The organism is Thalassobacillus devorans (assembly GCF_900176565.1).
Taxonomy (GTDB): domain Bacteria; phylum Bacillota; class Bacilli; order Bacillales; family Halobacillaceae; genus Thalassobacillus; species Thalassobacillus devorans_A.
In genome coordinates this window covers 432148-456436 of record NZ_FXEH01000004.1, presented here as the reverse complement: position 1 = coordinate 456436, position 24289 = coordinate 432148, and the positions used below count along the sequence as shown (strand labels likewise).

Genomic DNA, 24289 nt, shown 5'->3' with positions numbered 1-24289 from the left:
AACGAATGAGGCGATTTTTTTGTATGTAAAAATGAAGTTTCTGCATTGTTGATTGCTAATTTGGGCAGGGAAACGATGAGACTCCTACGGGAGAGGCAAGGCTGACGAGGCCCCGCAGGGCGAAGCCCGAGGAGACTTGTCGTCTTCCCCGTGGAAAGGGAATCGTTTCCCAGCCCCACTTTTTCGGTATCAACAATAATGAAAAAAGGCTGCCCCTATAAGTCTTTTTTAGACTTATGGGACAGCCCCTTTAGTTATCATTGCTTTATACACTTAAAAAGCCTGTCATATTCATTAGCACTTGTAATATCCAATTCCGTCAGACCTTTAGCATTCCAGGAAGTTAATTTCATCGTGATCACTTTATAATCGATATTTATTAAAGGATGATGCTGTATCTCCTCGGCATATTCAGCAACCTGATTGACAAAATGCACGCCCGTCAAATAATCTTTAAAGCGATATCGTTTGACGATCCACTTATCATCTTCCAATTTCCACCCATCAAGCTGTTCTACTTCCTTGACCTTTTGTGCATCAGAAAACCTTTCCACTACCCTTCCCCCTTTATTGTTATTCTGCTGTGGTCCCTGCCGTCAGCTTTAAAAACTCTTCAACATCTTCCATACATAGTTTCATGGCATCCTCCCAAAATTCCTGCTGCTCAAGATTTACCCCTAAATGCTTTTCTGCCAAATCTTCCACCCGCATTTTCCCGGTATCCTGCAGTAAAGCAATGTACTTATTTTCGAATTCTTTCCCTTCCTTTATCGATCGGGCGTAGATACCTAAACTGAACAAATAACCAAACGTATATGGGAAGTTATAGAATGGTACACCGGTAATATGAAAATGAAGCTTAGATGCCCAGAAATAGGGATCATATTCTCCTAATGCTTCCTGATAGGCTTCTCTTTGAGCATCAACCATCAACTCATTTAATCGCGCTGTTGGTACCATCCCGTGCTTCCTTTCTTCATAGAAACGTGTTTCAAATAGAAACCTGGCATGGATGTTCATAAAAAAGGCGACGCTGCGCTGTACTTTATCTTCCAGCAATACTGCTTTTTCCGTTTCATTCTTCGCATGCTTGACAGCTGCGTCAGCAACAATCATTTCCGCAAATGTAGAAGCAGTTTCAGCCACATTCATCGCATACCCCTGGTTTAAAATGGGAAGGTCATTCATCACATGCTGGTGATAGGCATGACCCAGTTCGTGTGCCAGTGTTGCCACATTAGAAGGTGTACCTGAATATGTCATGAAAATTCTCGTTTCTTTGCTGTCCGGAAAACTGGTGCAAAAACCTCCCGGGCGTTTTCCTGGCCGGTCCTCCGCTTCAATCCACCTTTTGTCAAAAGCCATTTCCGCAAACTCAGCCATTTTTGGACTGAACTTACCGAACTGTTCAATAATAAAAGCTGCCCCCTCATCATAGGACAATTTCTGATCAGCTCCCCCGATCGGAGCACCTACATCATAAATCGCAAGCTTATCCAGACCTAGTAGATCCGCTTTTCGGCTAAGATACTTCGTGTAATATTTTTTATATTTGGTGATAGCATTCCACATGGCATGAAGGGTTTGCTTATTCATACGATTAATGTCCAGGGGTTCTTTTAATGTATTATTCCAACCCCGGTGTTTATAAGTCTGCAGTCGGAAACCTGCTAAATGATTAAGGGTTTCGGTAAATAAATCACTCTTCTCTTCCCAGGCCTCCTGGAGTTTACCTGCTGCTTCTTTTCTTACTTCCCGGTTGGAAGAACTCAATTTATTGGATGCCTGCCCGACCGATAACTCCTTTCCTTCTACCGATATCGTCATTTTTCCTACTATGCTGTTATAGACTTGTCCCCAGGCATGATAGCCATCTACACTCAAATCATTGATTAAAGATTCCTGGTCTGCTGGAAGCTTTTCTTTAGCACGTTTACGCCTTTCTTCCAGTACATAAGATACAGGCGAAAGTGAATCCTCTTGAAGCAGCCCTTCCCAGTGCTGATCACCGACCTCCACCAGTTTCTCATCAAGTTTCGTCAGGATGTTGCTATAATCTGCCCCAAGTTGACTGCGCTTCGCCAGCCATTCTTTCGCTTTGATATCTTTGACATCCTGGGCAGTCAAACAGCTTACGAAAGCCCCTATTTCTCTGATCCTCCTGGTCACTGTCTGGAGTATATCCAAGACCCCTGTAAGTAGTGCAGCATCACCTTCCTGGTTTTCGAACGACAAGGCTTCTACCTTGTCTTTAAGTTGAAGCATGAATTGTTCTGTTTTCTGTACGTAGCTTTCAAATTCTTTGGAATTACTTTCTCCAGGAAATAAACTATCAAGGTCCCATTTCAGATTATATGTATTCAATACAGGCGCCTCCTTTTTATGTATACATTTTCCATTATAAAGAAATTTCAGATAATTAGCCACTTCGATATATAATAAAAAACCTATGTTCAGCCACTCGCTTATACATAGGTTTACATTGTAGCTATTTGTTTTTCGCTAAAGTCTTTTGATTCATCCTTTTCAATCGTAAAATGATATTTCCCTTGCATGTATCCAGTGTCTTTAAGTGAGCGAATGAACTTTTCTGCTTCTGCTTTCGTTTTAAAACTTAACTCTCTTTTGCTTTCACTATAAAGAAAATTGATTTCTGTTCTTTTATTAAACCATGCTACTACTTTAAAACTCATCCGTATTCCCCCTCCACAAAATAAATAGTGAAACTGATCCTAAGCATGTTTCTACAACGGGAGGTCAAGAGTGAAAGACTACAAATGTTTCTTTTTTTATTTAATATGTATATTTTAACATTATCCGACTTCCTTTTTATATATATTCATAAAGAACAGGAGATAAGTCTTATGAAAGATAACTAAATTTTCTGAATTATATTTCGTTTTTAGGTAATTAGACATGGACACTGTCAGGAAGCAGATGGTTTGTACACATAAATGTTTTCATTCATAATAAATGAACTAGTTATCGGAAGGTAGGATGACAATGAAAAACCATGCAGGTTATCAAAAAATGATACGTCCCGGACACCTGTCTTTTGGTTTGTCGATACCAATAGAGAACCATGGTAAACAGGTACCTCATATGCACAACCAGGTAGAAATGGCTCAGCTTGCTGAAAACAAGGGATTCCGGAGTTTATGGCTGCAAGATGTTGTATTGGAAGATCCTACATTTGAAGACCCTGCCACCGGACAAATTTACGATAGTTTTATCTATTTAACCTACCTTGCAAGTCATACCCGTTCCATCAACCTTGGAACAGCAGCAACTGTTTTTTCTTTACGCCATCCGCTCCGGACAGCAAAAGAAGCAGCCAGCATCGAAAGGTTATTTCCTGAACGGCTAATGCTGGGAGTGTCATCAGGAGATAGACGGAAGGATTTCGCAGGCTTGAATATTCCAATCATGGAGCGTGGACAATGGTTTCGAGATTCCTTCCACTACTTTCAACAAGTACTTTATGAAGAGTTTCCATCCCTTGAATCACCACTGGGTCAAATAGAAAAAGCCAACCTTGTTCCTAAACCGACGAAAGAAATCCCCATCTTCCTAACTGGGTATGCTCAGCAAACATTAGAATGGGTCGCTAAACACGGAGATGGGTGGATGTTCTACCCCCAGCGCCCGGACCAGCAGGCCACGACGATTACAGAATATCGAAACCTGGCAGTAAAGCATAATTCTGAGGAACACCGTGCCTTCCTCATGCCCTTGCCTTTGGATTTGACTGCTGATCCTGATCACCCTTATGAAAAAATCCCTGCCGGGTACAGGACCGGACGGAATGATTTACTAGAAATATTAACGGCCTACCGCGACGCCGGAGTCAATCATATCTTTTTCAACCTATCCCAGAGTAAACGCCCGGTTAAGGAGGTTATCAGTGAATTAGGCGAATATATTCTCCCGTATTTTCACTGGTAAGAACATAAAAAACAGGAGGTGATAAAGATGGCTTCGAAACCTGAAGTTATTATACTAGGGACTTACCATATGGCCATGAATCCAGAATCGGTGAATCAACATCAGAGGGAGATATCAGAGATTATTCACGAGTTGAAGGAATTCAACCCCACAAAAATCGCGGTCGAAAAAAGCTTTTTGCTTAGCAAGGAAGTCAACCGCAGGCTGAAGGAATATATTGCCGGGACATTTAGGCTGGGTTACGACGAGGTGGACCAATTTGGTTACCGCCTGGCCAAAGACCTAGGTCATAAGGAACTTTACACAATTGATGAAGAGGTGAACATGACCAGCCCGGCCTTGAACCAGGTATTTGAATGGGCAGAGAATTATCAGCCTGATTTATTAACGGAGATTATTGAAATTCAGCAGCAGTTGGCGAAAATGGAACCGGAAGACTCCTCCCCGCTGCATCGTCTTAAAGCTATCAACAATGCTGATTACAGCTCTACTCTTGAAAAATTGTATTTGAAACTCACGTTGATCGGTAACCATCAGCATCAAGTGGGGGCAGCATGGTTGAAACAATGGCACCAAAGAGACTTATCTATTTTTGCTAATGTCAGCCGTTTGGCAGTTAATGACGATCGCATTTTACTTCTAATCGGCAAAGACCACCTTCCGCTTTTGAATCACTTTTTTGAAGCAAGCGGAAGCTTTGAAATGGTTCCACCATACGAATATCTCCCCAAATAAAAACCTCCACCTTCTTATAAAGAGTGGAGGTTTTGCCTTTATTTGTGAGGGGGCTGATCCTCATTGTGTTTTCTTTTTCTTCTCATACGTTCCAAAATTCGCTTACGGTTGATATGAATGGTCTTCGGTTCATACCCTTCACTAGCCTGGATATCTTCATTGGAAGCTTTCATGAAGGATAATGCCAGCATGAACATAATAAAAATCAGCGGGAAGCCACCGACGATGCTGGCCGTCTGCAGCGTGCCAAGTCCTCCCAGGAACATGAGTGCCAACGGAAGCAGACATAGAGCGAATGCCCAAAATAACCGGTTCCAGCGCAATGGCTCTCCATCCACCTCTTTTTGAACGACAGCAGAAAGGATGTAAGAACTTGAATCAAAGGTTGTCGCAAGGAAGATGATTGCCAAGATCGTAAATATCAGCACCATGAACTTCGCTAATGGCAGCTGGCCGATAATCGCAACAATGGCGGCAGGGGCACCGTACTCATTCATATAACCAATGGTATCAAAGGATCCCGTCATCTGCATGTATAGGCCAAAGTTGCCCATGATTCCAAAGAACAGGATACATCCGAGCGTTCCATATACCATTGTACCGAGAATCATCTGCCGGATCGTACGACCTCTGGATATCCGTGCCACAAACAAGCCGACAAACGGGGCATATACAAGCCACCATGCCCAATAGAAAATGGTCCAACCTTCCGGGAAGCCAGTTTCTTCAAATTCACCAATATCACCAAATGGTTCTGTCCATGTTGCCATTTTGAAGAAATTATCAAGCAATATGCCAAGACTGTTCGTAGTCGTCTCTGTTATAAATCTCGTCGGACCGAATACGAAAATGAAACCTAACAGGAAAAGAGCAAGCCATAAGTTAATATCACTAAGCAGCTTGATCCCCTTTTTTAACCCAGAATAAGCACTGAAAGCGAAAATCGCCGTACATAAGAGTAATATGAAAGCCTGCATCGTCATATTCGCTTCTATGCCGGTCAGATCGCTGACACCCTCTGCAATCATTGGAGTACCAAGTGCCAGGGTTGTACCAGCACCTCCCATTAAACCGAACATGAATAGAATATCAATGATATGACCTAGCGGACCATCTACTGTTTTTCCTAATAATGGTCTGCAAGCTTCACTGATCTTCAGTACAGGCTTTTTCCTCACATAGTAGAAATAAGCGATCGGCAGTGCCGGAAGTGTATAGATTGCCCATGCGATCGGTCCCCAATGAAAAATACCATAAGCGGTCGACCACTGGATTGCCTCTTTTGATTCTGGTTCAATACCGAATGGCGGTCCTTGATAATAATACGCCCATTCAATGACTGCCCAATATAAAATACTTGAACCGATCCCTGCCGCAAATAGCATCGCTGCCCAGGAGAAAGAATTAAATTCAGGCTTCTCTCCCTCATCCCCTAATAAAATATGGCCATTTTCACTGAAAGCCACAAAAATCAGGAAAGCAAACACCAATAAACCCATGACTAAGTATAAGACGCCGAAATTAGTGGTCATGAAGGTATTCGCCTGATCCACTAATGCTGCTCCGGCTTCTGGGAAAATAACAAGTGGTACGACCACCAATAGCAGCAAGGCAAAGGCTCCTATAAACGTGGGCCAGTCAATTATTTTAGTATTCATTTCACTACCTGCCTTTCTTATTTTGTTATGATTACTACAACAATGATTTGAAGTGATTTTAAGTAGAGAACAAGTATATAAGATGTTTTCCTTACACCAGTTAATTACTGTATCAAAACCTTTATGAAGCAACAAACCGGCTATAATCCCTTTTCGCAGTGTGACAGTAAAATATCTCAAGCTAGAAAGAGGCTATGTCGAATTTTATACTATTTTGTCGAATTAAAAAGAATCTCCAAATTGTAAATCGGAGGTCTAATTACTCGTAAGGTTCGATCTTCCTAAGAGAATCCTGGTTATTATCTTCAACAGCTTTGCTATTAAGTTTGCTCTATTCCCTCCCATTTATTAATCACCTCATTAAGGTGGGAGGTTATGATATGGGATTTAAAAGCAGGAATATTTAATAAACGGTAGCGGTGATGAGCGAATATGTGAAATGGAACCCGTATTACCGGATGGAATAGAGGGGTTGATTATGATTTAAAGTAACTGGAAGTCTGCTCGCAGTCTTTCTTTTGCAGGAGAAAGGAGAAGTATAAAATGAAGAATTGGCGGAAGTGGGATGATTGGTTCAATCCCTTATATTTTCCCTTAGTAACAGCCATACCTGTCGAAACATGGCTGTTGATTTCTATTCAAACTAAAACGTGGAATGCGGTAGAGTTGACCACCTTTATCATATCTGCGCTATTCTTAGTATTTGCGGGAATTGTAGAATTGAGCGCTGAAGAAATAAAACATCGTTTTTTCGGCCACCTTTACTTAGGAAGTGCTGTGGTCTTTGGGGGATTAGGGTACCTCTTTTTTTGAGTTTCCCTCCCCCTATTGTTATATAAAAAAAAGCCACGGCAGGATCATCGGGATCATAATGATCAGGGTCACGGTAAGCCAGGCAGTAGAATTTTCATTCGACAATTGCTTACGGTACGACATCCCCCATGCCATTAGAAGCAGGAGGGTGACAATGATGCTTCGTAAATGGAACGTGTCATCTTTATTCATCATGAATATATAGATTCCGCCTTCGGTAAGAAGCATAATACCTACTAATGAATTGAATATATGGGTGAAACGTCTGCTCACGCTTGTTCACTCCTTGACTAATAAGTTCATTTACATTTTATCATTCGCTTAAAACATTATAGTATTACTTTTGCTTTTACAAGTTGAAAAGATTAAAATTATAGATGACAGAAAATTCCCTTAATTATACAAGTTTCCCTAAAGGAGGAATCCTAGTGACACGACAGCTTACATGCCAATCTGCGGTATATGCGTTAAGTAAAGAAAACCCGCCTGCAATTACAATCCAGCCCGGAGAGACGCTTACCATGGAAACGTACGATTGTTTTCAAAATCAAATCCAGTCAGAAACAACGGAGATCAGTGCGATTGACTGGAATCAAATCAATCCGGCAACGGGACCAGTATATGTAGAAGGTGCTGAACCAGGAGATATTCTTAAGGTGAAAATTGATCAGTTGAAAATAGGTGAACGAGGAGTAATGGTGACAGGAAAAGACCTTGGTGTCTTAGGCCACCGTTTTGATGATTTTGATGTCAAGATCATTCCAATCAAGGATAACCAGGCAATTTTTGATGAAAAACTTTCATTACCATTAAACCCAATGATTGGGGTCATTGGTGTCGCACCTGAAAATGAATCCGTCAACTGTGGCACTCCTGGCGCACATGGCGGCAATATGGATACAAAGGTTATCACAGAAGATGCAGAGCTATATTTTCCGGTTTTCGTGGAAGGCGCATTGTTTGCTCTGGGAGATTTTCATGCTGCCATGGGGGATGGAGAAGTCAGTGTATCAGGTATAGAAGTTCCTGGAGAAGCAACGGTCACCTTTGAACTTATAAAAAAACAATCACTATCTTTCCCTTTAGTCGCAAACGATGAAGGCATCTCCTTAATTGTATCAAAAGAAACGCTTGATGATGCTGTTGCTACTGCAGTAGAGCAAATGGTGGATTTATTACATCCGCACACAGACCTCACGCTTTCACACCTGACCATGCTGATGAGTGCTGCTGGAGAAGTTCAAGTAAGTCAGGTTGTCGATCCACTGGTAACGGCCAGATTTTTTGTACCGAAACATATATTAGAAACTTATGATATTCAACTATTTTAAACAGAACGCCAACTCCTGACAAAGAGTTGGCGTTCTTTAAGTTATGATATTCAGGAAATCGGCTTATAAAATCCGGTTGATTTCTTCCTATACCCCCACTTTTCATATATATGATGGGTCGTTTGCCGTTCAGGTCGATTCCCGCTATTCAGGATTATAGAAGCAGCTCCGCGCGCTTTCCCCCATTGTTCTGCACGTTTGAATAGTTCTTTCCCAATTCCTCTTCCCTGATGTTCCTCCTCCACAATAGCAGCAACCACCCTCACATAGCTTTCATTCTTTTCATAACGAAAGCTATGAATCATCCCAATCATTCCGAGCAGCTGTCCAGATTCTTCGTATACATAAGTCTGATAGTCCGTCTTCATTTTGATTTTTGCAAACCGTGCGGACATTTCCTTTACAGTGGTCGGATATCCTAATAAATTTACCAGCTTTGCTAACTCCCCTGCATCTTCTAACATTGCTTCCCTTATCATATACTTCCTCCTTAACCCAAAATCCAGTCGATTAACCGCCAAGTCCTATTTGGATAAAAAACTAAATATTTATACTTATTAACATAGTAAAAGAAAGCCTTTCTCTAATAGAGAAAGGCTAATTGTTTGCGGTTCATTCAGGTTTTGTCTGTTCCAGCTCCAGGCTCTCCCATTTTTCCTGTTGATCCATCTCCGGACTTTGAACTTGGAACGGAATTACAGCCACAGCTATACCTATAAGGATAATAAATGCGACACGTTTGACCTTATTCACGTTCTTCCCCCTATACAGGTTAGTAATCTAAGTGTAACATACCAAAACCTTCCTAATAAGGTGTGGAATGAATTCAATCTGAAAACCAGGTGACACCTTTCGCCACCTGGCTATTTTCTACTTACGATTGCTGCTTCTCCCTTTGTCTTAATTCGACTCTGCGAATTTTACCAGAAGTGGTTTTCGGCAATTCCCCAATGAAGTCGATCTTTCTTGGGTATTTATAAGGTGCTGTCAATTCCTTCACATGGTCCTGTAGTTCCTTGACCAGTGTTTCATCACCATTGACATTTTCCTTCAATACGATATATGCTTTGACAATATTACCGCGGACTTCATCTGGACTTGCAACTACGGCACATTCCTGAACGGCAGGGTGTTTTACTAAAGCGTCTTCCACTTCGAAAGGACCAATTGTATATCCAGAGCTGATGATGATGTCATCACTTCTTCCTTCAAACCAGAAATAACCATCTTCGTCCTTGGAAGCCTGATCCCCTGTTACATAATAGTCACCACGATAAGACATTTTCGTGCGTTCTGGATCTTTGTAGTACTCTTTGAAGAGCGCTGGAGTTTCCAAGTGTACGGCAATATCTCCAACATCGCCAACTCCTACTGGCTGTCCCAGTTCATCAATGATTTCTACTCGATTTCCTGGAGTCGGTTTACCCATTGATCCTGGCTTGACATTCATGTCCTTCATTACCCCGACTAACAGTGTGTTTTCTGTTTGTCCGTAACCATCACGCACGGTGACATTGAAATGCTTCTGGAAAGTGTCGATTACTTCCCGGTTCAGCGGCTCTCCGGCTGAAACAGCACTGTGCAACGCCGGGAGGTGATAATCGTCCAAATTATCGACTTTTGCCATCAGGCGGTATTCAGTTGGTGTACAGCACAGTACATTAACCGTATAGCGTTCCAAAATACTCAGATAAGTCTTTGGATCGAACTTTCCTTGATAAACCAGGCCAGTAGCTCCAGAGCCTAACACAGAAAGAAAAGGGCTCCAAATCCACTTCTGCCATCCTGGACCAGCTGTCGCCCAAACAGTATCCCCTTCCTGTATACTAAGCCAATTTTCGGCTGCTGTTTTCAAATGGGCATACCCCCATCCATGTGTATGCACTACACCTTTTGGGTTACCGGTAGTCCCTGATGTATAGGATAAGAAAGCCATATCATTTCGCGAAGTATTTGCCATCTCCAATTCAGCAGCTACCTTGTTTTGGTCGAGGAGTTCGTCAAGAAAAGTCCACCCTTCAACCGCTCCACCGACTGTAAACTTTTTAAGTGCATCGATTTCTTTTATATCCTTAAACTGCCCCGTGTATGGGTGGTAGCTTACAACCCCACTTACTTCGCCATGGGAAATACGATATTGAAGGTCTTTCGTTCTTAACATTTCAGAGCTTGGAATCACAACAAGACCAGCTTTTAAAGCCCCTACATATACCTGGTAGGCCTCAATCAGACGCGGGATCATGATCAATACCTTATCGCCTTTTTGAAGCCCTCCTTCTTTGAAAGCGTTACCAATTTTGTTGGCATTTGTTATTAATTCCGCATATGTAATTTCTTCCTGGTTCCCCTGTTCATCTTCCCATTGCAGCGCTTTACGATCAGGGTCACCTGCATACTTCTCAATTTCACTGACTACATTATAAGTTTCTGGAGCAATTAATGATTCTCTATTCATCTCATATCCCCTTCCAAAAATCTAGTAGCTTCATTCAATCGTATTATATCAAATAATTCATAATTGTTGTAATTATTTCAAAAGTAAAATGAACTGTTGTAATTCATGACGCTTATCCAATAAAACAACCGAAAAGTCGAAGACTTGATTTCGAGATGATTGTAAGAGTTTTGGGGCGTTGGGGAAGGATTCGCTTTCCAGCTCCATCGCCTAGACACTCGCGACATAAGCAGTCCATCAACGGGAAGAAAGAGCCCTTCCCTTTTGCTGTTCTGCTTATGCGTGTCGTGTCTCCCAAGGCGATTACGCATTTATTTCTTTCCTGCGGGGGAACTGGCAAGCCTCCTCATTCGTTTCACTCTCTGTGGGGTCTTGCCTGCTCCTCCTCCCTAGGGAGTTTCGTAGTTTCCCAACCACCCCTTCCGAAAGATGAGAGAAAAGAACCCCTGTTATAGAGGCGACTGTCTTCTACAATAACTGGTTATAAGCACGTTTTTACAAGTAGCTCTCCCTTTGGTTGAAGGACTGCATAACGAAGTTTCCGTTCTCTCATAAACGCAATGAGGGCCGGGAAATTGCGAGACTCCAATGGGAGGATAGTACATGGTGAGATCCCGCAGGGCTTTAAAGCCCGAGGAAGCTCACCGTACGCCCATGGAAAGCGAGTGATTTCCCGGACCTCCAAACCGTTACTATCGTAACGGAAACAACTTATCTTGAAACTGAGTTTTCAACAATTGGGAGCTTTACTTAAAAAAACCGGTTGAAACTTTTCGTTTCAACCGGTTTATCTACTAAGCGAGACGTTTGAAGTTCTCGCCTAATATTTCATTCATGGAATGCACAGTAACAAAAGCGCGCTCATCGATGGAAGAGATATATTTTTTCAGGCGCGCGAAGTCCTTCCGACCCAGGATTGTAGTTATAACTTCTTTATCTTCATAGTTAAAAGCACCTCGGGCAGTATGAATAGTTGCCCCCTTCCCAAGCTGGCGAACAATAAATTCACGGACTTGCTCACTTTCCCTGCTAATGATGACAATTTCATTCTTATGGTCTAATTGCTGAAGAGCATAGTCAATGACTAAACCATTCAGAATGACCCCGAAGAAAGCGTACATTCCGATAGCCGGGCCAAATAGGAAAACAGATGAAGCAGCAATAGCAATATCAGCCATCAGCACACCTTTCCCGACTTCAACGGAAAAATACTTATTCATAATCATAGCCAATATGTCCGTTCCTCCTGTTGAGGCACCTTGATGGAATACGATGGCCATCCCGGTGGCAGCAATAATCTGACCAATGATTAACTGAATTAAAATATCATTACTTAGCGGAGCCCCCATCGGGAAGACCACTTCCAGCCCCCACACCATAAAGGAAAGAGCTAAGCTTGCGTAAATCGTTTTTGCACCAAATTGAAACCCTAAAAAAATGATACCAACTATGAATAACAATATATTCAAGATCAACATAATAAGCCCAAGTGATAAATCAGGAAAAACTTTATTCATCACAATCGAGAGCCCACTGACCCCACCAGTTGCCAGATCATTTGGTGACAAGAAAAAATGCACATTCACCGCCACAAAAAACGCACCAATATTCATAAGTGTAAATGACCACAATTTTTTTATCATCAGAAAGCCCCCTTGTGTTTATTTTATAGTTTATTTATCACGTTTCTTATTTCGACACAATCGGGATTATAACGAGGCTTTCGATGTTTGTAAACAGCTATGCACAAAACTACAAAAAAACTTTCATGTAAGCGATTTAAGCAATTTCATCATTCATAATTGTACAAATTTTTTAATTTTAAAGAGGGCTATTACCCGGGAAATATGTCGAAAAAAACAGACCCTGTAAAGGTCTGTTTCTTACATAGGAAAAGCTATCGTAACATACGTACCCTTTCCTTCTTCACTGCTATATTTAATGGTGCCGCCTAAATCGTCTACCATCTTTCTAGTCACCATAATTCCTAAGCCTGTTCCATCTTTTTTTGTTGTGAAAAAAGGTTCTCCAAGTCTTTTTAGCCTTTCTTCCGATAATCCTTTACCATTGTCTTTAACTACTATTTTAGCCTCACTATAGTCACAAAAGACATCAATACAGACTGTACCTTTAAGTTCTACAGCTTCTATGGCATTTTTAATGATATTTATCAATATCTGCTTGAACCTGTTGGGATCAGACTCAAGCGTATATTCACCGCAATCGATTGAAGTATGAATTTTAATGCCCTTCTCTGCAATCAACGATTGGTAGAGTTCCAATACATAATCTATCATTTGCTTAATATTGACCGGTTCTAACTGTTTGGATGAAGCCGGCTTTGCAAGCATCATGAAATCATTGACAATTGACTCAATGCGATTGACCTCACTTAATAATAAATCATTATAAGAGTCCCTCAACTCTGGATTTGCTGCTCCAAGCTGCATGAATCCTTTCAAAGCGGTTAATGGATTTTTGATTTCATGGGCAATACCAGCTGACATCTGGGTAATCGTTGAAAGCTGTTCAGATTGGCGCATGAAAGCTTCCTTTTCTTTCATTTCGGTAATATCCTCACTGATACCGACAATGTATTTTTGATTGCCTTCCTGGACCGGAAATCCCCTGGTCCGTATCCATTTCACTTCTCCGACAGGTGTTGTGATTGGGTATTCTATCTGACAGTTTTCACTCCGCATCTTTCGATATCCTTCAAGTATATAGTCATAATTTTCTTCTTCCGTTAACTGCTTCCACCAGCATAGCGGGTCATCTCTTCTTTTTTCTAAGGGAATACCGAATAAGTCACTGAAGCGTGGACTGACATACATCAATTCCATGAATGATTCATCACAAATCCAGAAGACGTCTTTGATATTATCAGCTAACAAGCTAAATCGCTTTTCGGATTCTTGCAACGCCTGAAGATATTTCTTCCTGATTGTCACATCCTGGATAAAGATAGTGAATCCATCATCTGTCGGGTAAATCGTGATTCTCGCATACATCTTCCGTTCTTTCATGTAAGCATCAAATGTAACCGGCTGTTCCATTTCTAACGCCATATAGTAATGGCGATAAAAAAGGTAGTAGTCACTGATCGGATATAATTGCCATAATTTATGTTTATAATGGGACTGCAGATTCTTACCAAGCATCCGTTCCATTTGCGGATTAGCATAAGTCAATTGCCACTGCTTATTAATCAGTGCTAAACCATGTGGAAAATTTTCTGTGATTGCTTTCATTTGGTTATGCAATTCAGCAAAATTCATTTCAGGAGGCTTATCCGTTACTCGTGTTTGTTTTTCTTGAACTGCGGCCAGGGCCTCGGAGCTTTCTTTAACTTTTGATGCCTTGTGGTTATACTCAGCAAGAAGCATATGGTGGGAAATGCTATTATCATCCTTATGTAAAGGCTGGATAACAACAGCTACTCTTCGATGGGATAGTGGTTTAAACGCACATCGTACCCATTGATGATGTGTCTTGAAGAGAAGGCGCGCTTTGCTGTATAAGGTCTCTTTCTTTGTGACATGCTTCAATGAATGTTGTATGCCGAATTGGTCGTAAACATAGAACAAGTCCAGCCAGTCATCGAGAAGGATCTCTTCCTTCGTAGAAATCTCCTTCTGCATCGAACGACTGCATGTTACCGTTTTAGTTTCTAAGTTAATGAGACAAATATTCTGATCAATCAGATCAAACAGCGCTAATACGTCACTTTCCTCCAAACCATATTGCATCCTCTCAATTAACATCAATGGACTACCTCTTTCCTTATGATACTTAAGGTAACGATTGTATGCTCCGTAGGTACTATTATAACAAAATTATTTAAATTTTGAATATATTCTTACAATTTTGTGAGAATTAGGTAAAACCCCTTAGAACATGGGTGTCTATTAGAGATATTGTCATAAATAGGAATACACAGGAATACCATCTTTTTTATCAACTTCAAAAGAGTTCTTTCTACCTATGTAAAAAAATCATTTGCCACCTCGGTGAGCCTTTTATGGTTATCCTAACAGATGCAAAGTGAATAATTTGTCGAAAAACATCAAATAGAGACACTTTTTTTCAGTGTCTCCATATCAGTACCAATATCCACCTTCCGGAAGCAGTTTTTTCATCATTAAATGATCCAGACTATGAAACGTATATCCTTGTGCACGCAAATCATCGATCATTTTTTCCAAGGCAAGTGCGTTATCTTCAGAAACGCTATGGAGCAACATCACCGCTCCGGGATGAACCTGGCTCATTAAGCTATCGTAAGCATACTTCCAGCCTTTTTGCCGGCCGGTATTCCAATCCACAAATGCAATGGACCAAAAGGCATTGATATACCCCAATTCTCTCGTCCATTCTAACGACTTATCTGTAAATGTGCCACGCGGTGGGCGTAAATAAAGCATATCTTTCTGGTCAGTCAATTGGGCTACCGCTGTTTCTACTTTGTCCAGCTCTTCTTTAATTCGCGACTTCGATGACGCCGTAAAGTCAGGGTGATGCCAGGAATGGTTGCCGATAATGTGGCCTTCTTTGTTCATTCGTTTCACAAGCTCAGGAGCACTGTTTATATAATGGCCTGTAATAAAAAATGCTGCCGGTACCTTTTTCTCTTTTAATACGTCAAGAATTTGCCCTGTATACCCTTCTTCATACCCGTTATCAAAAGTAAGGTATATTTCTTTGTCGCCTGACTTATCTATATAAAAGCCATCATGTTGTTCCAATAATGGCCCATAAAAACCTACATCCGGCGGGGAACCATCCTTATTTTTTTCATAGCCCCAGCCATAAGCAGCGGCCGATACCGGAAATAAAGGCACTATTATAATGGATAAGATTAAAAGCGTTATCTTTTTCATTGTTGTACACCTGCTTTTTTCTTAGTTTACAGCAAGTATCCTCTGATATACCTGACTTACTTTTCCATATTAATAAGTAAAGAAGCACCTGCCGAACAGGTGCTTCTTGAATAACCAAACTATAGAACCATGGCTGCAACCCAGCCAAAAATGAATAACGGTATATTATAATGCAAGAAGGTTGGAACACATGTGTCCCAGATGTGGTGATGCTTTCCGTCAGCAGCAAGTCCTGAAGTTGGTCCCAGCGTGCTGTCTGATGCCGGAGAACCAGCATCCCCCAGCGCCCCTGCTGTTCCAATCAAAGCAGCCAATGCCATCGGGGAGAATCCAGCTGCAACACCGATAGGGACGAATAATGCTGCCAAGATCGGTACTGTCCCGAAGGAAGAACCAATTCCCATGGTTACCAACAGACCGACAAGCAACAGTATGAAAGCGATCAGACCTTTATTGTCTCCTATCATATCAGAGCTTGAATCAACTAACGCATCGATTGAACCCGTTTCCTGCAGTACATTGGCATAACCAGCAGCAATCAGCATAACAAATGCTATCATTCCCATCATACCGATACCATTCGTGACCACTTCGTCCCCACGACGGAAAGGTACTACAAGGAATACAAACATAAGAACAAGTCCGGTCAATGCTCCTAATACTAGGTTTTCGGTCCAAATTTGTACTCCTAATGCTGCTGCCACGGCTACAAGCGTCCAGGCATGTTTGGCACTAAAAGAAGCATTTGTGATGTCTGGAGTGTCTTCTTCCCCTACTTCTACACTGAGCTGATATTTATCTCTTGGTTTGCGATAAGAAAAGAACACAGCTACGAGCAAGCCAATAATCATCCCGGAGCCAGGAATCAATAGTGACAGAGCGATACTTCCGATACCTACATCAACTCCGCTGGTCCCCATCGCATCCTGAATGGTCTGATGGAAGATCAAACCAAAGCCTGCGGGAATCATCACATAAGGTGCTTTCAAACCAAATGTTAAGGCAGCAGCTACCCCGCGTCGATCCAGTTTCATCTGATCAAAAAGGTTTAACAAAGGCGGAATTAATATTGGGATGAATGCAATATGAACGGGAATGACATTCTGAGATAAAGATGCCACACCAGCAATCACTAATAACATGATGACACGCTTATTTTTCAACATTTTCAATAAATAATTCACTAATATATTCGTTATGCCCGAGTAACTGATTGCTACTGCGAAGGCACCTAATAAAATATAGCTTAAAGCAACGCTCGCCTGATTCCCCATGCCATTGATCATCATATCCAGGGAATTTTGCAGCGATTCTCCAGCTATGAGCCCTGCTGATAAAGCCGCAGCAATGATTGCGATTATTACATTGACACGCAAAAGACTGAGCACGGTCATGATCAGCACCGAAATAATAACAGCCCACGCCATAAAAATTCTCCTCTCAAACATTTTAATTTTAGTTCGTTAACGATTTACCATGATAAAGGAAGGTGTTATAAAAATCAACCTTTTATTGTTTTATTCCATATAATTACAAACCCCTCTCCTCTAATAATAAAAACCGCACATTGGTGGGTGCGGTTTCGTCTTGGGTGTTACATTTTCTTTTCAAGTTCTTCGAGCATTTGTATAAGCTGATCAATATCCTGCACGGATGTCTCTTCCGGCTCCATTTCATCCAGGCGTGACATAAAGGCTGCCAACCTTAATTTCAGATCTTGAAGTTTTTCTTCTTGAGCCATGCATAAACTCCTTTGTTCATTGTATTCTTTACAGGTTTCTTCGATTGATACCATGCACTATCATAGTAGAAATACTCCGGTTTGTCCATGTAGAACAGGAATATAACATTAGAATTACTGTTGATAGCCTTCATTCTTTACCAAAGTTAAATATCCAAAAATTAAAAATACGCCTGACCCAGGTGACCGGATCAGGCGTGTATGCTGGTTATTTCAATTGGAAAGAGTAAGATACATGATCCTGAATTGGTATCCAGGCTCCAATTCCTTGTTTTTTTATGTTTTTTACGATTAATTGCTTTTTGGACCCTTTCAATTGAATATATACTTCCCCAAAAGCAACTGTTCCTTTTTCATTGACTGCTGGAGCATATGCTTGTAAGGAACCGATTTTTTTAGATGGAACTGCATAGGTATTCTGCTGTTTCGTACCACTGCCCACGACCGTATGAAAAGACAACGGAAGGTTGGTATTATTTTGGGCTTCTAATAGAAGCATGCGTTTCACTTGATCAGGGGTATCAATTTTGGCTGTAAGGCCACCTTTGATGTGTTTTTCATCTTTTTGCAGGTAATTCATTTTTTCTGTCTGTTGACTTGCCTGATTGTTCAGTTCATTTGTGTTGATATGCTGATATTCCCAATTAATACTCGTCTCCTTGGACGTGTAGTTCAATGGCCATTTTCCTAAGTAAACCTCGCCGCGATACCCAATGGCTAATGGGGAAGGTTTCAAATTCGTTTCATTCAATAATTCAATTAGCTGGGGGTTCGTGATTTTCACCTCAGCTTCTTTTATCAGTTCATCTGTCAATTCACTTGGCTCAAGGACAACCTGGTCTTCTGTTGAGTTAGGGTAGGTATTGTCTTTCGAGATATTCAAAACGTGACTTGGCAGCCGTCCTTCTTCTTTTTTATCTTCTGCTTGTAGAAGAAGCGGCTCAGCCGCGAATAACACCAATAATAATGCCATGATGGACAAGATCCACGTTCGCATATAAGGGAGCCCCTTTCTTTTTTGATTATCATTTGAAATAAGGGGCTTTTTATTCATCACGTCATCTCACCCATATATTAAAAAACGCGTCCTATCAATATAGGACACGCTTTACAGGAATTATTTACATACTAAGCTCGATATAATCTACCGTTTCTTGTACATCGATACTGTCTTTGACCGACTGTACCATCGAACAGTTATTACGGGCGATTTCCAAGTTTTTCTGCAGTTTATCCCGACTGATGTTATGGCCTTTCACAACATAATGAATCGCCACCTTTTCAATCCGGTTAGCCTCATCTGGATTGCGGGTTACATCTGCGGTAACTTTAATATCCTCGTACTTCACCCGTTGTTTGTCTAAAATTTTACGATAGACACCAACACTGCAGCCAACGATGGACGAAACCATTAATTGGTAGGGGCGGAAGCCAAATTCTTCATTACTGGATATATTCAGTTCTCCATATTCCAATTGCGTTCGAATTCCATTCTCTCTCATAAAAAATTCCATTATACCACTCCTTTATGAAGTTCTTTTTCCCATTTTAACAGAACAAGCTCAAGGAATAACATCTTTTACTCAAAGTTTGCATTTTTCTTGCCATTACCATTATTCTCCGATAGGATGAAAGAAGTTTTTTGAGGGGGAGGATAAAGAATGGTCAAAGCTAATACTCGCTTCAAGATCCTCATCGCCTTAGTAGCGATTTCAGGCTTTTCTCAAGGTATGCTGCTTCCATTGCTTGCAGTCATCTTAGAGCAAAATGGGGTTTCTTCATCCATTAATGGCCTGCATGCCACTGGCCTGTATATAGGAGTGCTGATAGCTTCTCCTTTTATGGAAAAACCGATGCAAAAAGCAGGGTATAAGCCAGTGATTCTGCTTGGTGGGGCATTCGTATTCATCTCCATGGCTTTATTTCCATTTTGGCAGGCGCTTTGGTTTTGGTTTATTTTGCGGATGACTATTGGTATTGGGGACCATATGCTTCACTTCGGAACCCAGACTTGGATTACATCCACGGCTTCTCCTGAGACCAGAGGAAAAAGTATCGCATATTACGGTTTATTCTTCAGTGCCGGCTTTACGTTAGGACCCTTGATGACAAACTTATTATCTGTCCATATATATTTACCATTCCTGCTTTCCGCCTTGCTGAGCGCCATCGTCTGGTCCAGTATGTTTTGGGTTAGAAATGAATTACCAGCGAAAGATAGCCATAACGTTCATATGGGCAGTTCGATCAGCAGATTTGGACAGGCCATCAAGTTAGCCTGGGTCGCATTTCTCCCCCCGCTTACTTACGGTTTTCTGGAAGCTACCTTGCACGGGATTTTTCCTGTTTACGGCATGCGGATTGGTCATGATGTTAACATTCTTTCATTGATCATCCCATTTTTTGCAGCAGCAAGCCTTTTATCCCAAATACCATTGGGCATGTGGAGCGATAAAGCAGGTCGTAAAAAAGTGATTTCCCTTGTCTTAACAGCCGGTACTTTAGCGTTTTTTCTTGCTGCATTACTCGAAGACTCCGCATTCTGGCTCTTCGTACTATTTGCGCTGGCAGGATTATGTGTTGGTTCTCTCTATTCCTTAGGGCTTTCCTACATGACCGATATTCTGCCAAAATCGCTCTTACCAGCTGGAAATATTATGTGTGGCATCGCCTTCAGTGTCGGCAGTATCAGTGGCCCGTTTTTAAGCGGTGCTTTCATTGATTTGTTCCCAGACACTTCCTTCTTCTATGTCATCGTAGCATTGCTTTTAGTCGTACTGATCGCTACTATATTGAAGAAAGAGCCGGCAGTTAACGACAACCTGCAGCACTCTTCATAAAAAATGTCTCCTGTTAACACAAGTTAACAGGAGACATTTTTTATTGTAGTGCTTTCTTCAAGACCTCGAGATTCCGATACATTAAACTGAAGTAATCTTCATCAGCATCGATATCATTATCTGTCAAAACGGATAAATTATGAATTCTTAATGCTTCTCCATTAATTTCTTTTTGAACGACTTCGGATACTTTAGGAGTAACATTTTGTTCGAACAATACATACTTTAAGTCATTGTCTTCCGCTGCTTTGATAATTTTTTCTAATTGTTTTTGTGATGGCTCTTCCGTAGGACTTAATCCACTGACTGCAATCTGTTCAAGACCATAGGCATGTTCCCAATAACCATAAGCCGCATGGGACACAATAATTTTATTTTTGGGTTGTGCTTTTATTTCATTAGCAAACGAATGATCCAGCTCCTCCAAGTCTGCTTTCAATGTGTTGAAGTTCTCTTCATAAGTTTCTTCCTCTTCCGGTTTTAATTCAACAAGAAGGTCTTTGATGTTAGCTGCCAGTTGGATGGATAGGACAGGATCAAGCCATACGTGAGGGTCTTTGTCGTTATCACCATGACCATGACCATGACCATCACCTTCTTCTCCGGCGTGATTCTCCTCATCGTCATGCTCGTCATGGCCGCCATCTTCTTCATTCTGTTGGTGTTCATGATTCTCCAAATTGATACCTTCAGTCGCCTCCAGGATTTTCACGTCCTCTGCTTCAACAGCACCGGAGATCTTTTCTGCATATGCTTCCAGTCCGGCTCCGCTATAAATGAAACCATCTGCTTCTGCTACTTTTATCATTTGTTTTGTATCGGGTTCAAATGTATGCGAATCCGCACCAGGAGGAAGGATAGACTCCACTTCTACATGATCTCCGCCAATTTTTTCAGCAAAATCCTTCAACGGATAGACCGTTGTATAAAGTTTAAGTGTTTCTTTAACTTCCTCCTCTGAAGCGTCATTTTGACTCGCTTGTTCTCCACAAGCTCCCAGGAAAACAGTCAATAATAATGATAATAAAAATAAATACCTCTTTTTCATTCCTTACTCTCCCCCTTCGTTACTGAAGTGAATTATAGCGTAATCATTACGCTTTGTAAATAGTAATCACTACCATTTAGTTTAGACCTGAATAGAAGCGTACCGTCTCGTACGATACGCTTCGTTCTTAAAGACAGCCTGGGCATTTTCCGTAAATCTCGAACTTATGATCATCAACAGCATAACCATCCAGGCTTTGGGCTATTTTATCCATCGGACAAAACTCTACCGCCTTTGTTTTGCCACACCCGGTACAAATAAAATGATGATGATGGCCATGCGTGTCACAATGGAAACGGAAATGTTTCTCCCCATCCAGTTCAGTCGATTCAAGTACCTGTTCTTCTGCCAACAAGTATAAGTTACGGTAGATGGTATCATAGCTTACACCGGGAAAGTCCTTTTGTATTTCCTTTAATATCGTCTTGGCAGGAATATATCCTTGATCCTGCTCCGAGAATATCTCAAGTATCCGCTCACGCTGTTTCGTACGCTTATATCCCTTTTCTTTTAATTTATCAATTGCTTTTTCTATATTCATATCGTTTCACCCTTTAATGATAATTGACCTGAAACCTTCCGATAGGCTATCGCTCCGATTAATATCAAAATGGCAGTCACCACAATCGTTCCGCCAGGCGGTACGCTTAGCTGATAGGAAGTAATTAATCCAACGATTACGGATAATTCTCCGAAAAAGATAGATAATCCAATCGTCTGTTTAAAACTTTTGGAGATACGTAATGCTGCAGCAACAGGAAGGGTCATCAATGCTGATACGAGCAATATACCGACAATTTGCATCGCTGAAGCGATAACTAAGGCCACCATAACAATAAACAATAGGTGGATCAATTTCCCATTAACCCCGGACACCGCAGCATGGTCTTCATCAAACGACAACACAAACAGCTCTTTATAGAACAACAAAACGACGGCAAGTACCAATAATGTAATCACTAACACTGTCGACATGTCCGCACGGCTGACAGCAGTGACACTGCCAAATAAATAACTGAATAAGTCGGTATTAAAGCCGTCCGCAAGCGAGATCAATATGACCCCGACACCGATCCCTCCAGATAAGATGATCGGAATCGCGAGCTCCTCATAATGCTTATAAACTTTTCTAAGTTTTTCAATCAGAATGGCGCCCGTGACAGAAAACACCATCCCCATATAAACGGGGTTCCATTCATTGATCGCCGTTACCCGCTTTTCTAATAACAGACTTGCCGCAATACCAGTTAAAGTAATGTGTGAGAGCGCATCCGCAATCAGCGACAATCGCCGCACAACGATAAAGACACCAAGAAGCGGTGCCACAAAACCGATCATCAAACCGGCTAGCGCTGCGTTCTGTAAGAACTCATAGGTGAAAAAGCTTTCAATCACGAGGGTCCACCTCCCCATGGTTGTGGGTCAGCTGCTGGACCGGATGACCATATAATTGGCTGAGATCTTCATTAGAAAACGCCTTATATTCATGAGACTCTCCATGAAAATGAATGGTTTTATTCATACAGACAACATGGCTCGCATGTTCGGTAATCGTCCCAATATCATGGGAAACCATCAATAATGTAATCCCTTCGTTGCGATTTAATTTGTGCAGCAATTGATAAAAGTCAGCCACATGTTTGGCATCGACTCCGACAGTGGGTTCGTCTAATATTAAAAACTTCGGATCGCTCACCAAAGCTCTGGCAATAAATACACGCTGCTGCTGTCCACCAGAAAGTTCACCGATATTATGGTTGAAGTAGTCTTCCATCTCTACTGTCTTTAACGCCTGCATCGCTTTCTCCCGGTCATTCTTATTATAAAAACGAAACAAGCCTGTTTTTGAAATTAACCCTGTTTTTACAACTTCCAGTACGGTAGCCGGAAATCCAGAGTTAAAGCTGTTGGCTTTTTGTGATACAAATCCGATCTCTTCCCAATGTTTAAAGCTGCGGACTGGAGACCCAAAGAGCTTGATACTTCCCTTCGTAGGTTTCAAAAGGCCGAGCATAAGCTTGATCAATGTGGATTTACCAGAGCCGTTCGGACCGACCAGCCCAAAGAATTGCCCCGCCTCGATAGTAAGTGATACATCCTTCACTACCGTCTCTTTTTCATATTTAAAGGATACATTATCCATTTCTAAAACTTTATTATCTGTCATACTAATCCCTCTTCAAATCATAATGATTACGAATTACATTATAACGGCTTACGAACGCATACACAAGTATCTAATCGTAACCATTACAATTAAATATATTTTCCAGTTAACCTCCCTTTAATGGAAGACTCAGTTTCAAGATAGTTGGGTCCATTAACGTTAGGGAAAAGGGATGGGCAGGGAAACGACTCGCTTTCCTGCGGGGGACCTGGCAAGCTTCCTCGGGCTAAAGCCCTGCGGGATCTCGCCTAGCCCCTTCTCCCGCGGGAGTCTCCCCGTTTCCCTGCCCATCCAGCCATTATTAAAGTAAACGGACCCTTCATAAAACAAAGAGTGTACAGCTCAAACCTTCATCTAAATGCATTTACAAAGGATGTATAGGCAAAAACATCTTCTTTCTATAACCGTGGAGGAGGTTCCACAAGTGTGATTACGAGAACTTCTTATGGCAAGAGGAGTGGGGGAACGACGAGACTCCTCGAAAATGCTACGCATTTCCTTCGTGCGTGGGTTAATTCAGGGTGAAAATTGCAAAGTCCTGTGGGATACGCGGGTTAGATGAGACCCCGCAGAGCGTCAGCTCGAGTAGGCTCGTCACTCGCCCACGGAAAGCGAGTTGTTCCCCAACGACCCTTCCCCTCACACAATATCTTGAAATCAAGTCTTTGACTTTTCG

The 24289-nt window shown here is 41.5% G+C and carries 24 protein-coding genes; 5 read left to right on the top strand and 19 right to left on the bottom strand.

Features of this window, described 5'->3' with window-relative positions:
* Positions 1-257: 257 nt before the first annotated feature.
* The 3 genes from B9Y67_RS04190 to B9Y67_RS04180 all read right to left on the bottom strand — a co-directional run bounded on the left by B9Y67_RS04190 (position 258) and on the right by B9Y67_RS04180 (position 2693).
* Complete coding sequence (locus B9Y67_RS04190; protein WP_085505513.1) at positions 258-554, bottom strand: 4a-hydroxytetrahydrobiopterin dehydratase; 297 nt, start codon at positions 552-554, stop codon at positions 258-260.
* A 19-nt stretch (positions 555-573) separates the two neighbouring features.
* On the bottom strand, positions 574-2364 hold the full coding sequence (locus B9Y67_RS04185; protein WP_085505512.1) for a M3 family oligoendopeptidase: 1791 nt from the start codon (positions 2362-2364) through the stop codon (positions 574-576).
* A gap of 113 nt (positions 2365-2477) precedes the next feature.
* Positions 2478-2693, bottom strand: coding sequence for a hypothetical protein (locus B9Y67_RS04180; RefSeq protein ID WP_085505511.1), 216 nt, complete (start codon positions 2691-2693; stop codon positions 2478-2480).
* A gap of 310 nt (positions 2694-3003) precedes the next feature.
* Between B9Y67_RS04180 and B9Y67_RS04175 the strand changes: the two genes are divergently transcribed.
* Positions 3004-3945, top strand: a complete 942-nt coding sequence (locus B9Y67_RS04175) for a TIGR03571 family LLM class oxidoreductase (protein ID WP_085505510.1) — start codon at positions 3004-3006, stop codon at positions 3943-3945.
* A 27-nt stretch (positions 3946-3972) separates the two neighbouring features.
* Positions 3973-4680: a DUF5694 domain-containing protein gene (locus B9Y67_RS04170; protein ID WP_085505509.1), complete on the top strand. Its 708-nt coding sequence runs from the start codon at positions 3973-3975 to the stop codon at positions 4678-4680.
* A 38-nt stretch (positions 4681-4718) separates the two neighbouring features.
* On the opposite strand, the gene B9Y67_RS04165 is transcribed toward B9Y67_RS04170, so the two are convergent.
* A complete protein-coding gene (locus tag B9Y67_RS04165; RefSeq protein ID WP_085505508.1) occupies positions 4719-6338 on the bottom strand; it encodes a BCCT family transporter in 1620 nt (539 codons plus the stop codon).
* 543 nt (positions 6339-6881) lie between these two features.
* Here B9Y67_RS04165 and B9Y67_RS04160 point away from each other — a divergent pair.
* The gene (locus B9Y67_RS04160; protein WP_085505507.1) at positions 6882-7151 is read left to right on the top strand and encodes a hypothetical protein; all 270 of its coding nucleotides are present in this window, start codon (positions 6882-6884) and stop codon (positions 7149-7151) included.
* Positions 7152-7169: 18 nt separating this feature from the next.
* Here the strand turns inward: B9Y67_RS04160 and B9Y67_RS04155 are convergent, their stop codons facing one another.
* The gene (locus tag B9Y67_RS04155; protein ID WP_085505506.1) at positions 7170-7424 is read right to left on the bottom strand and encodes a hypothetical protein; all 255 of its coding nucleotides are present in this window, start codon (positions 7422-7424) and stop codon (positions 7170-7172) included.
* A gap of 155 nt (positions 7425-7579) precedes the next feature.
* Between B9Y67_RS04155 and B9Y67_RS04150 the strand changes: the two genes are divergently transcribed.
* On the top strand, positions 7580-8482 hold the full coding sequence (locus B9Y67_RS04150; protein ID WP_254901695.1) for an acetamidase/formamidase family protein: 903 nt from the start codon (positions 7580-7582) through the stop codon (positions 8480-8482).
* 50 nt (positions 8483-8532) lie between these two features.
* Here the strand turns inward: B9Y67_RS04150 and B9Y67_RS04145 are convergent, their stop codons facing one another.
* The 10 genes from B9Y67_RS04145 to B9Y67_RS04110 form a co-directional block, all read right to left on the bottom strand.
* The gene (locus B9Y67_RS04145) at positions 8533-8961 is read right to left on the bottom strand and encodes a GNAT family N-acetyltransferase (protein ID WP_085505504.1); all 429 of its coding nucleotides are present in this window, start codon (positions 8959-8961) and stop codon (positions 8533-8535) included.
* Between the two features lie 133 nt (positions 8962-9094).
* Positions 9095-9235, bottom strand: a complete 141-nt coding sequence (locus B9Y67_RS20605; protein WP_176223909.1) for a hypothetical protein — start codon at positions 9233-9235, stop codon at positions 9095-9097.
* Positions 9236-9356: 121 nt separating this feature from the next.
* Positions 9357-10937 carry an acyl-CoA synthetase MbcS gene (gene mbcS / locus B9Y67_RS04140; RefSeq protein ID WP_085505503.1) on the bottom strand — a complete coding sequence of 527 codons (1581 nt, stop codon included), beginning with the start codon at positions 10935-10937 and terminating at the stop codon, positions 9357-9359.
* Between the two features lie 794 nt (positions 10938-11731).
* The gene (locus B9Y67_RS04135; RefSeq protein WP_085505502.1) at positions 11732-12580 is read right to left on the bottom strand and encodes a YitT family protein; all 849 of its coding nucleotides are present in this window, start codon (positions 12578-12580) and stop codon (positions 11732-11734) included.
* Positions 12581-12820: 240 nt separating this feature from the next.
* Positions 12821-14701 carry a PAS domain-containing sensor histidine kinase gene (locus B9Y67_RS04130; protein WP_085505501.1) on the bottom strand — a complete coding sequence of 627 codons (1881 nt, stop codon included), beginning with the start codon at positions 14699-14701 and terminating at the stop codon, positions 12821-12823.
* 336 nt (positions 14702-15037) lie between these two features.
* Positions 15038-15817, bottom strand: coding sequence for a delta-lactam-biosynthetic de-N-acetylase (gene pdaA / locus B9Y67_RS04125; protein ID WP_085505500.1), 780 nt, complete (start codon positions 15815-15817; stop codon positions 15038-15040).
* A gap of 119 nt (positions 15818-15936) precedes the next feature.
* Positions 15937-17244: a Na+/H+ antiporter family protein gene (locus B9Y67_RS04120; protein WP_085505499.1), complete on the bottom strand. Its 1308-nt coding sequence runs from the start codon at positions 17242-17244 to the stop codon at positions 15937-15939.
* Between the two features lie 167 nt (positions 17245-17411).
* Positions 17412-17558, bottom strand: a complete 147-nt coding sequence (locus tag B9Y67_RS20600; protein ID WP_176223908.1) for an SE1561 family protein — start codon at positions 17556-17558, stop codon at positions 17412-17414.
* Positions 17559-17766: 208 nt separating this feature from the next.
* Positions 17767-18555: a YfkD famly protein gene (locus tag B9Y67_RS04115; RefSeq protein WP_085505498.1), complete on the bottom strand. Its 789-nt coding sequence runs from the start codon at positions 18553-18555 to the stop codon at positions 17767-17769.
* Positions 18556-18679: 124 nt separating this feature from the next.
* A complete protein-coding gene (locus tag B9Y67_RS04110; RefSeq protein WP_085505497.1) occupies positions 18680-19072 on the bottom strand; it encodes an OsmC family protein in 393 nt (130 codons plus the stop codon).
* A 147-nt stretch (positions 19073-19219) separates the two neighbouring features.
* On the opposite strand from B9Y67_RS04110, the gene B9Y67_RS04105 reads away from it, so the two are divergent.
* Positions 19220-20398, top strand: coding sequence for an MFS transporter (locus tag B9Y67_RS04105; protein ID WP_085505496.1), 1179 nt, complete (start codon positions 19220-19222; stop codon positions 20396-20398).
* Positions 20399-20438: 40 nt separating this feature from the next.
* Here the strand turns inward: B9Y67_RS04105 and B9Y67_RS04100 are convergent, their stop codons facing one another.
* From B9Y67_RS04100 to B9Y67_RS04085, 4 genes are all read right to left on the bottom strand, one after another.
* Entirely contained in the window at positions 20439-21446 is a 1008-nt protein-coding gene (locus tag B9Y67_RS04100; RefSeq protein ID WP_085505495.1) for a metal ABC transporter solute-binding protein, Zn/Mn family, read from the bottom strand.
* A 127-nt stretch (positions 21447-21573) separates the two neighbouring features.
* Positions 21574-21987 (bottom strand): Fur family transcriptional regulator, encoded by a 414-nt coding sequence (locus tag B9Y67_RS04095; RefSeq protein ID WP_085505494.1) that lies wholly within the window; start codon positions 21985-21987, stop codon positions 21574-21576.
* Positions 21984-22841, bottom strand: a complete 858-nt coding sequence (locus B9Y67_RS04090) for a metal ABC transporter permease (protein WP_085505493.1) — start codon at positions 22839-22841, stop codon at positions 21984-21986. Before B9Y67_RS04090 ends, B9Y67_RS04095 begins: the two co-directional genes overlap by 4 nt.
* A complete protein-coding gene (locus B9Y67_RS04085) occupies positions 22834-23613 on the bottom strand; it encodes a metal ABC transporter ATP-binding protein (protein WP_085505492.1) in 780 nt (259 codons plus the stop codon). Before B9Y67_RS04085 ends, B9Y67_RS04090 begins: the two co-directional genes overlap by 8 nt.
* Positions 23614-24289: the final 676 nt, after the last annotated feature.

What these genes read in the sequence shown, in the direction of transcription:
- B9Y67_RS04085 (WP_085505492.1), bottom strand. Translation starts at nt 23,613, where the DNA reads ATGACAGATAATAAAGTTTTAGAAATGGATAATGTATCCTTTAAATAT.
- B9Y67_RS04115 (WP_085505498.1), bottom strand. Translation starts at nt 18,555, where the DNA reads ATGCGAACGTGGATCTTGTCCATCATGGCATTATTATTGGTGTTATTC.
- B9Y67_RS04110 (WP_085505497.1), bottom strand. Translation starts at nt 19,072, where the DNA reads ATGGAATTTTTTATGAGAGAGAATGGAATTCGAACGCAATTGGAATAT.
- B9Y67_RS20600 (WP_176223908.1), bottom strand. Translation starts at nt 17,558, where the DNA reads ATGGCTCAAGAAGAAAAACTTCAAGATCTGAAATTAAGGTTGGCAGCC.
- B9Y67_RS04135 (WP_085505502.1), bottom strand. Translation starts at nt 12,580, where the DNA reads ATGATAAAAAAATTGTGGTCATTTACACTTATGAATATTGGTGCGTTT.
- B9Y67_RS04180 (WP_085505511.1), bottom strand. Translation starts at nt 2,693, where the DNA reads ATGAGTTTTAAAGTAGTAGCATGGTTTAATAAAAGAACAGAAATCAAT.
- B9Y67_RS04160 (WP_085505507.1), top strand. Translation starts at nt 6,882, where the DNA reads ATGAAGAATTGGCGGAAGTGGGATGATTGGTTCAATCCCTTATATTTT.
- B9Y67_RS04105 (WP_085505496.1), top strand. Translation starts at nt 19,220, where the DNA reads ATGGTCAAAGCTAATACTCGCTTCAAGATCCTCATCGCCTTAGTAGCG.
- mbcS (WP_085505503.1), bottom strand. Translation starts at nt 10,937, where the DNA reads ATGAATAGAGAATCATTAATTGCTCCAGAAACTTATAATGTAGTCAGT.
- B9Y67_RS04145 (WP_085505504.1), bottom strand. Translation starts at nt 8,961, where the DNA reads ATGATAAGGGAAGCAATGTTAGAAGATGCAGGGGAGTTAGCAAAGCTG.
- B9Y67_RS04100 (WP_085505495.1), bottom strand. Translation starts at nt 21,446, where the DNA reads ATGAAAAAGAGGTATTTATTTTTATTATCATTATTATTGACTGTTTTC.
- B9Y67_RS04165 (WP_085505508.1), bottom strand. Translation starts at nt 6,338, where the DNA reads ATGAATACTAAAATAATTGACTGGCCCACGTTTATAGGAGCCTTTGCC.
- B9Y67_RS04175 (WP_085505510.1), top strand. Translation starts at nt 3,004, where the DNA reads ATGAAAAACCATGCAGGTTATCAAAAAATGATACGTCCCGGACACCTG.
- B9Y67_RS04130 (WP_085505501.1), bottom strand. Translation starts at nt 14,701, where the DNA reads ATGTTAATTGAGAGGATGCAATATGGTTTGGAGGAAAGTGACGTATTA.
- B9Y67_RS04170 (WP_085505509.1), top strand. Translation starts at nt 3,973, where the DNA reads ATGGCTTCGAAACCTGAAGTTATTATACTAGGGACTTACCATATGGCC.
- B9Y67_RS04095 (WP_085505494.1), bottom strand. Translation starts at nt 21,987, where the DNA reads ATGAATATAGAAAAAGCAATTGATAAATTAAAAGAAAAGGGATATAAG.
- pdaA (WP_085505500.1), bottom strand. Translation starts at nt 15,817, where the DNA reads ATGAAAAAGATAACGCTTTTAATCTTATCCATTATAATAGTGCCTTTA.
- B9Y67_RS04120 (WP_085505499.1), bottom strand. Translation starts at nt 17,244, where the DNA reads ATGGCGTGGGCTGTTATTATTTCGGTGCTGATCATGACCGTGCTCAGT.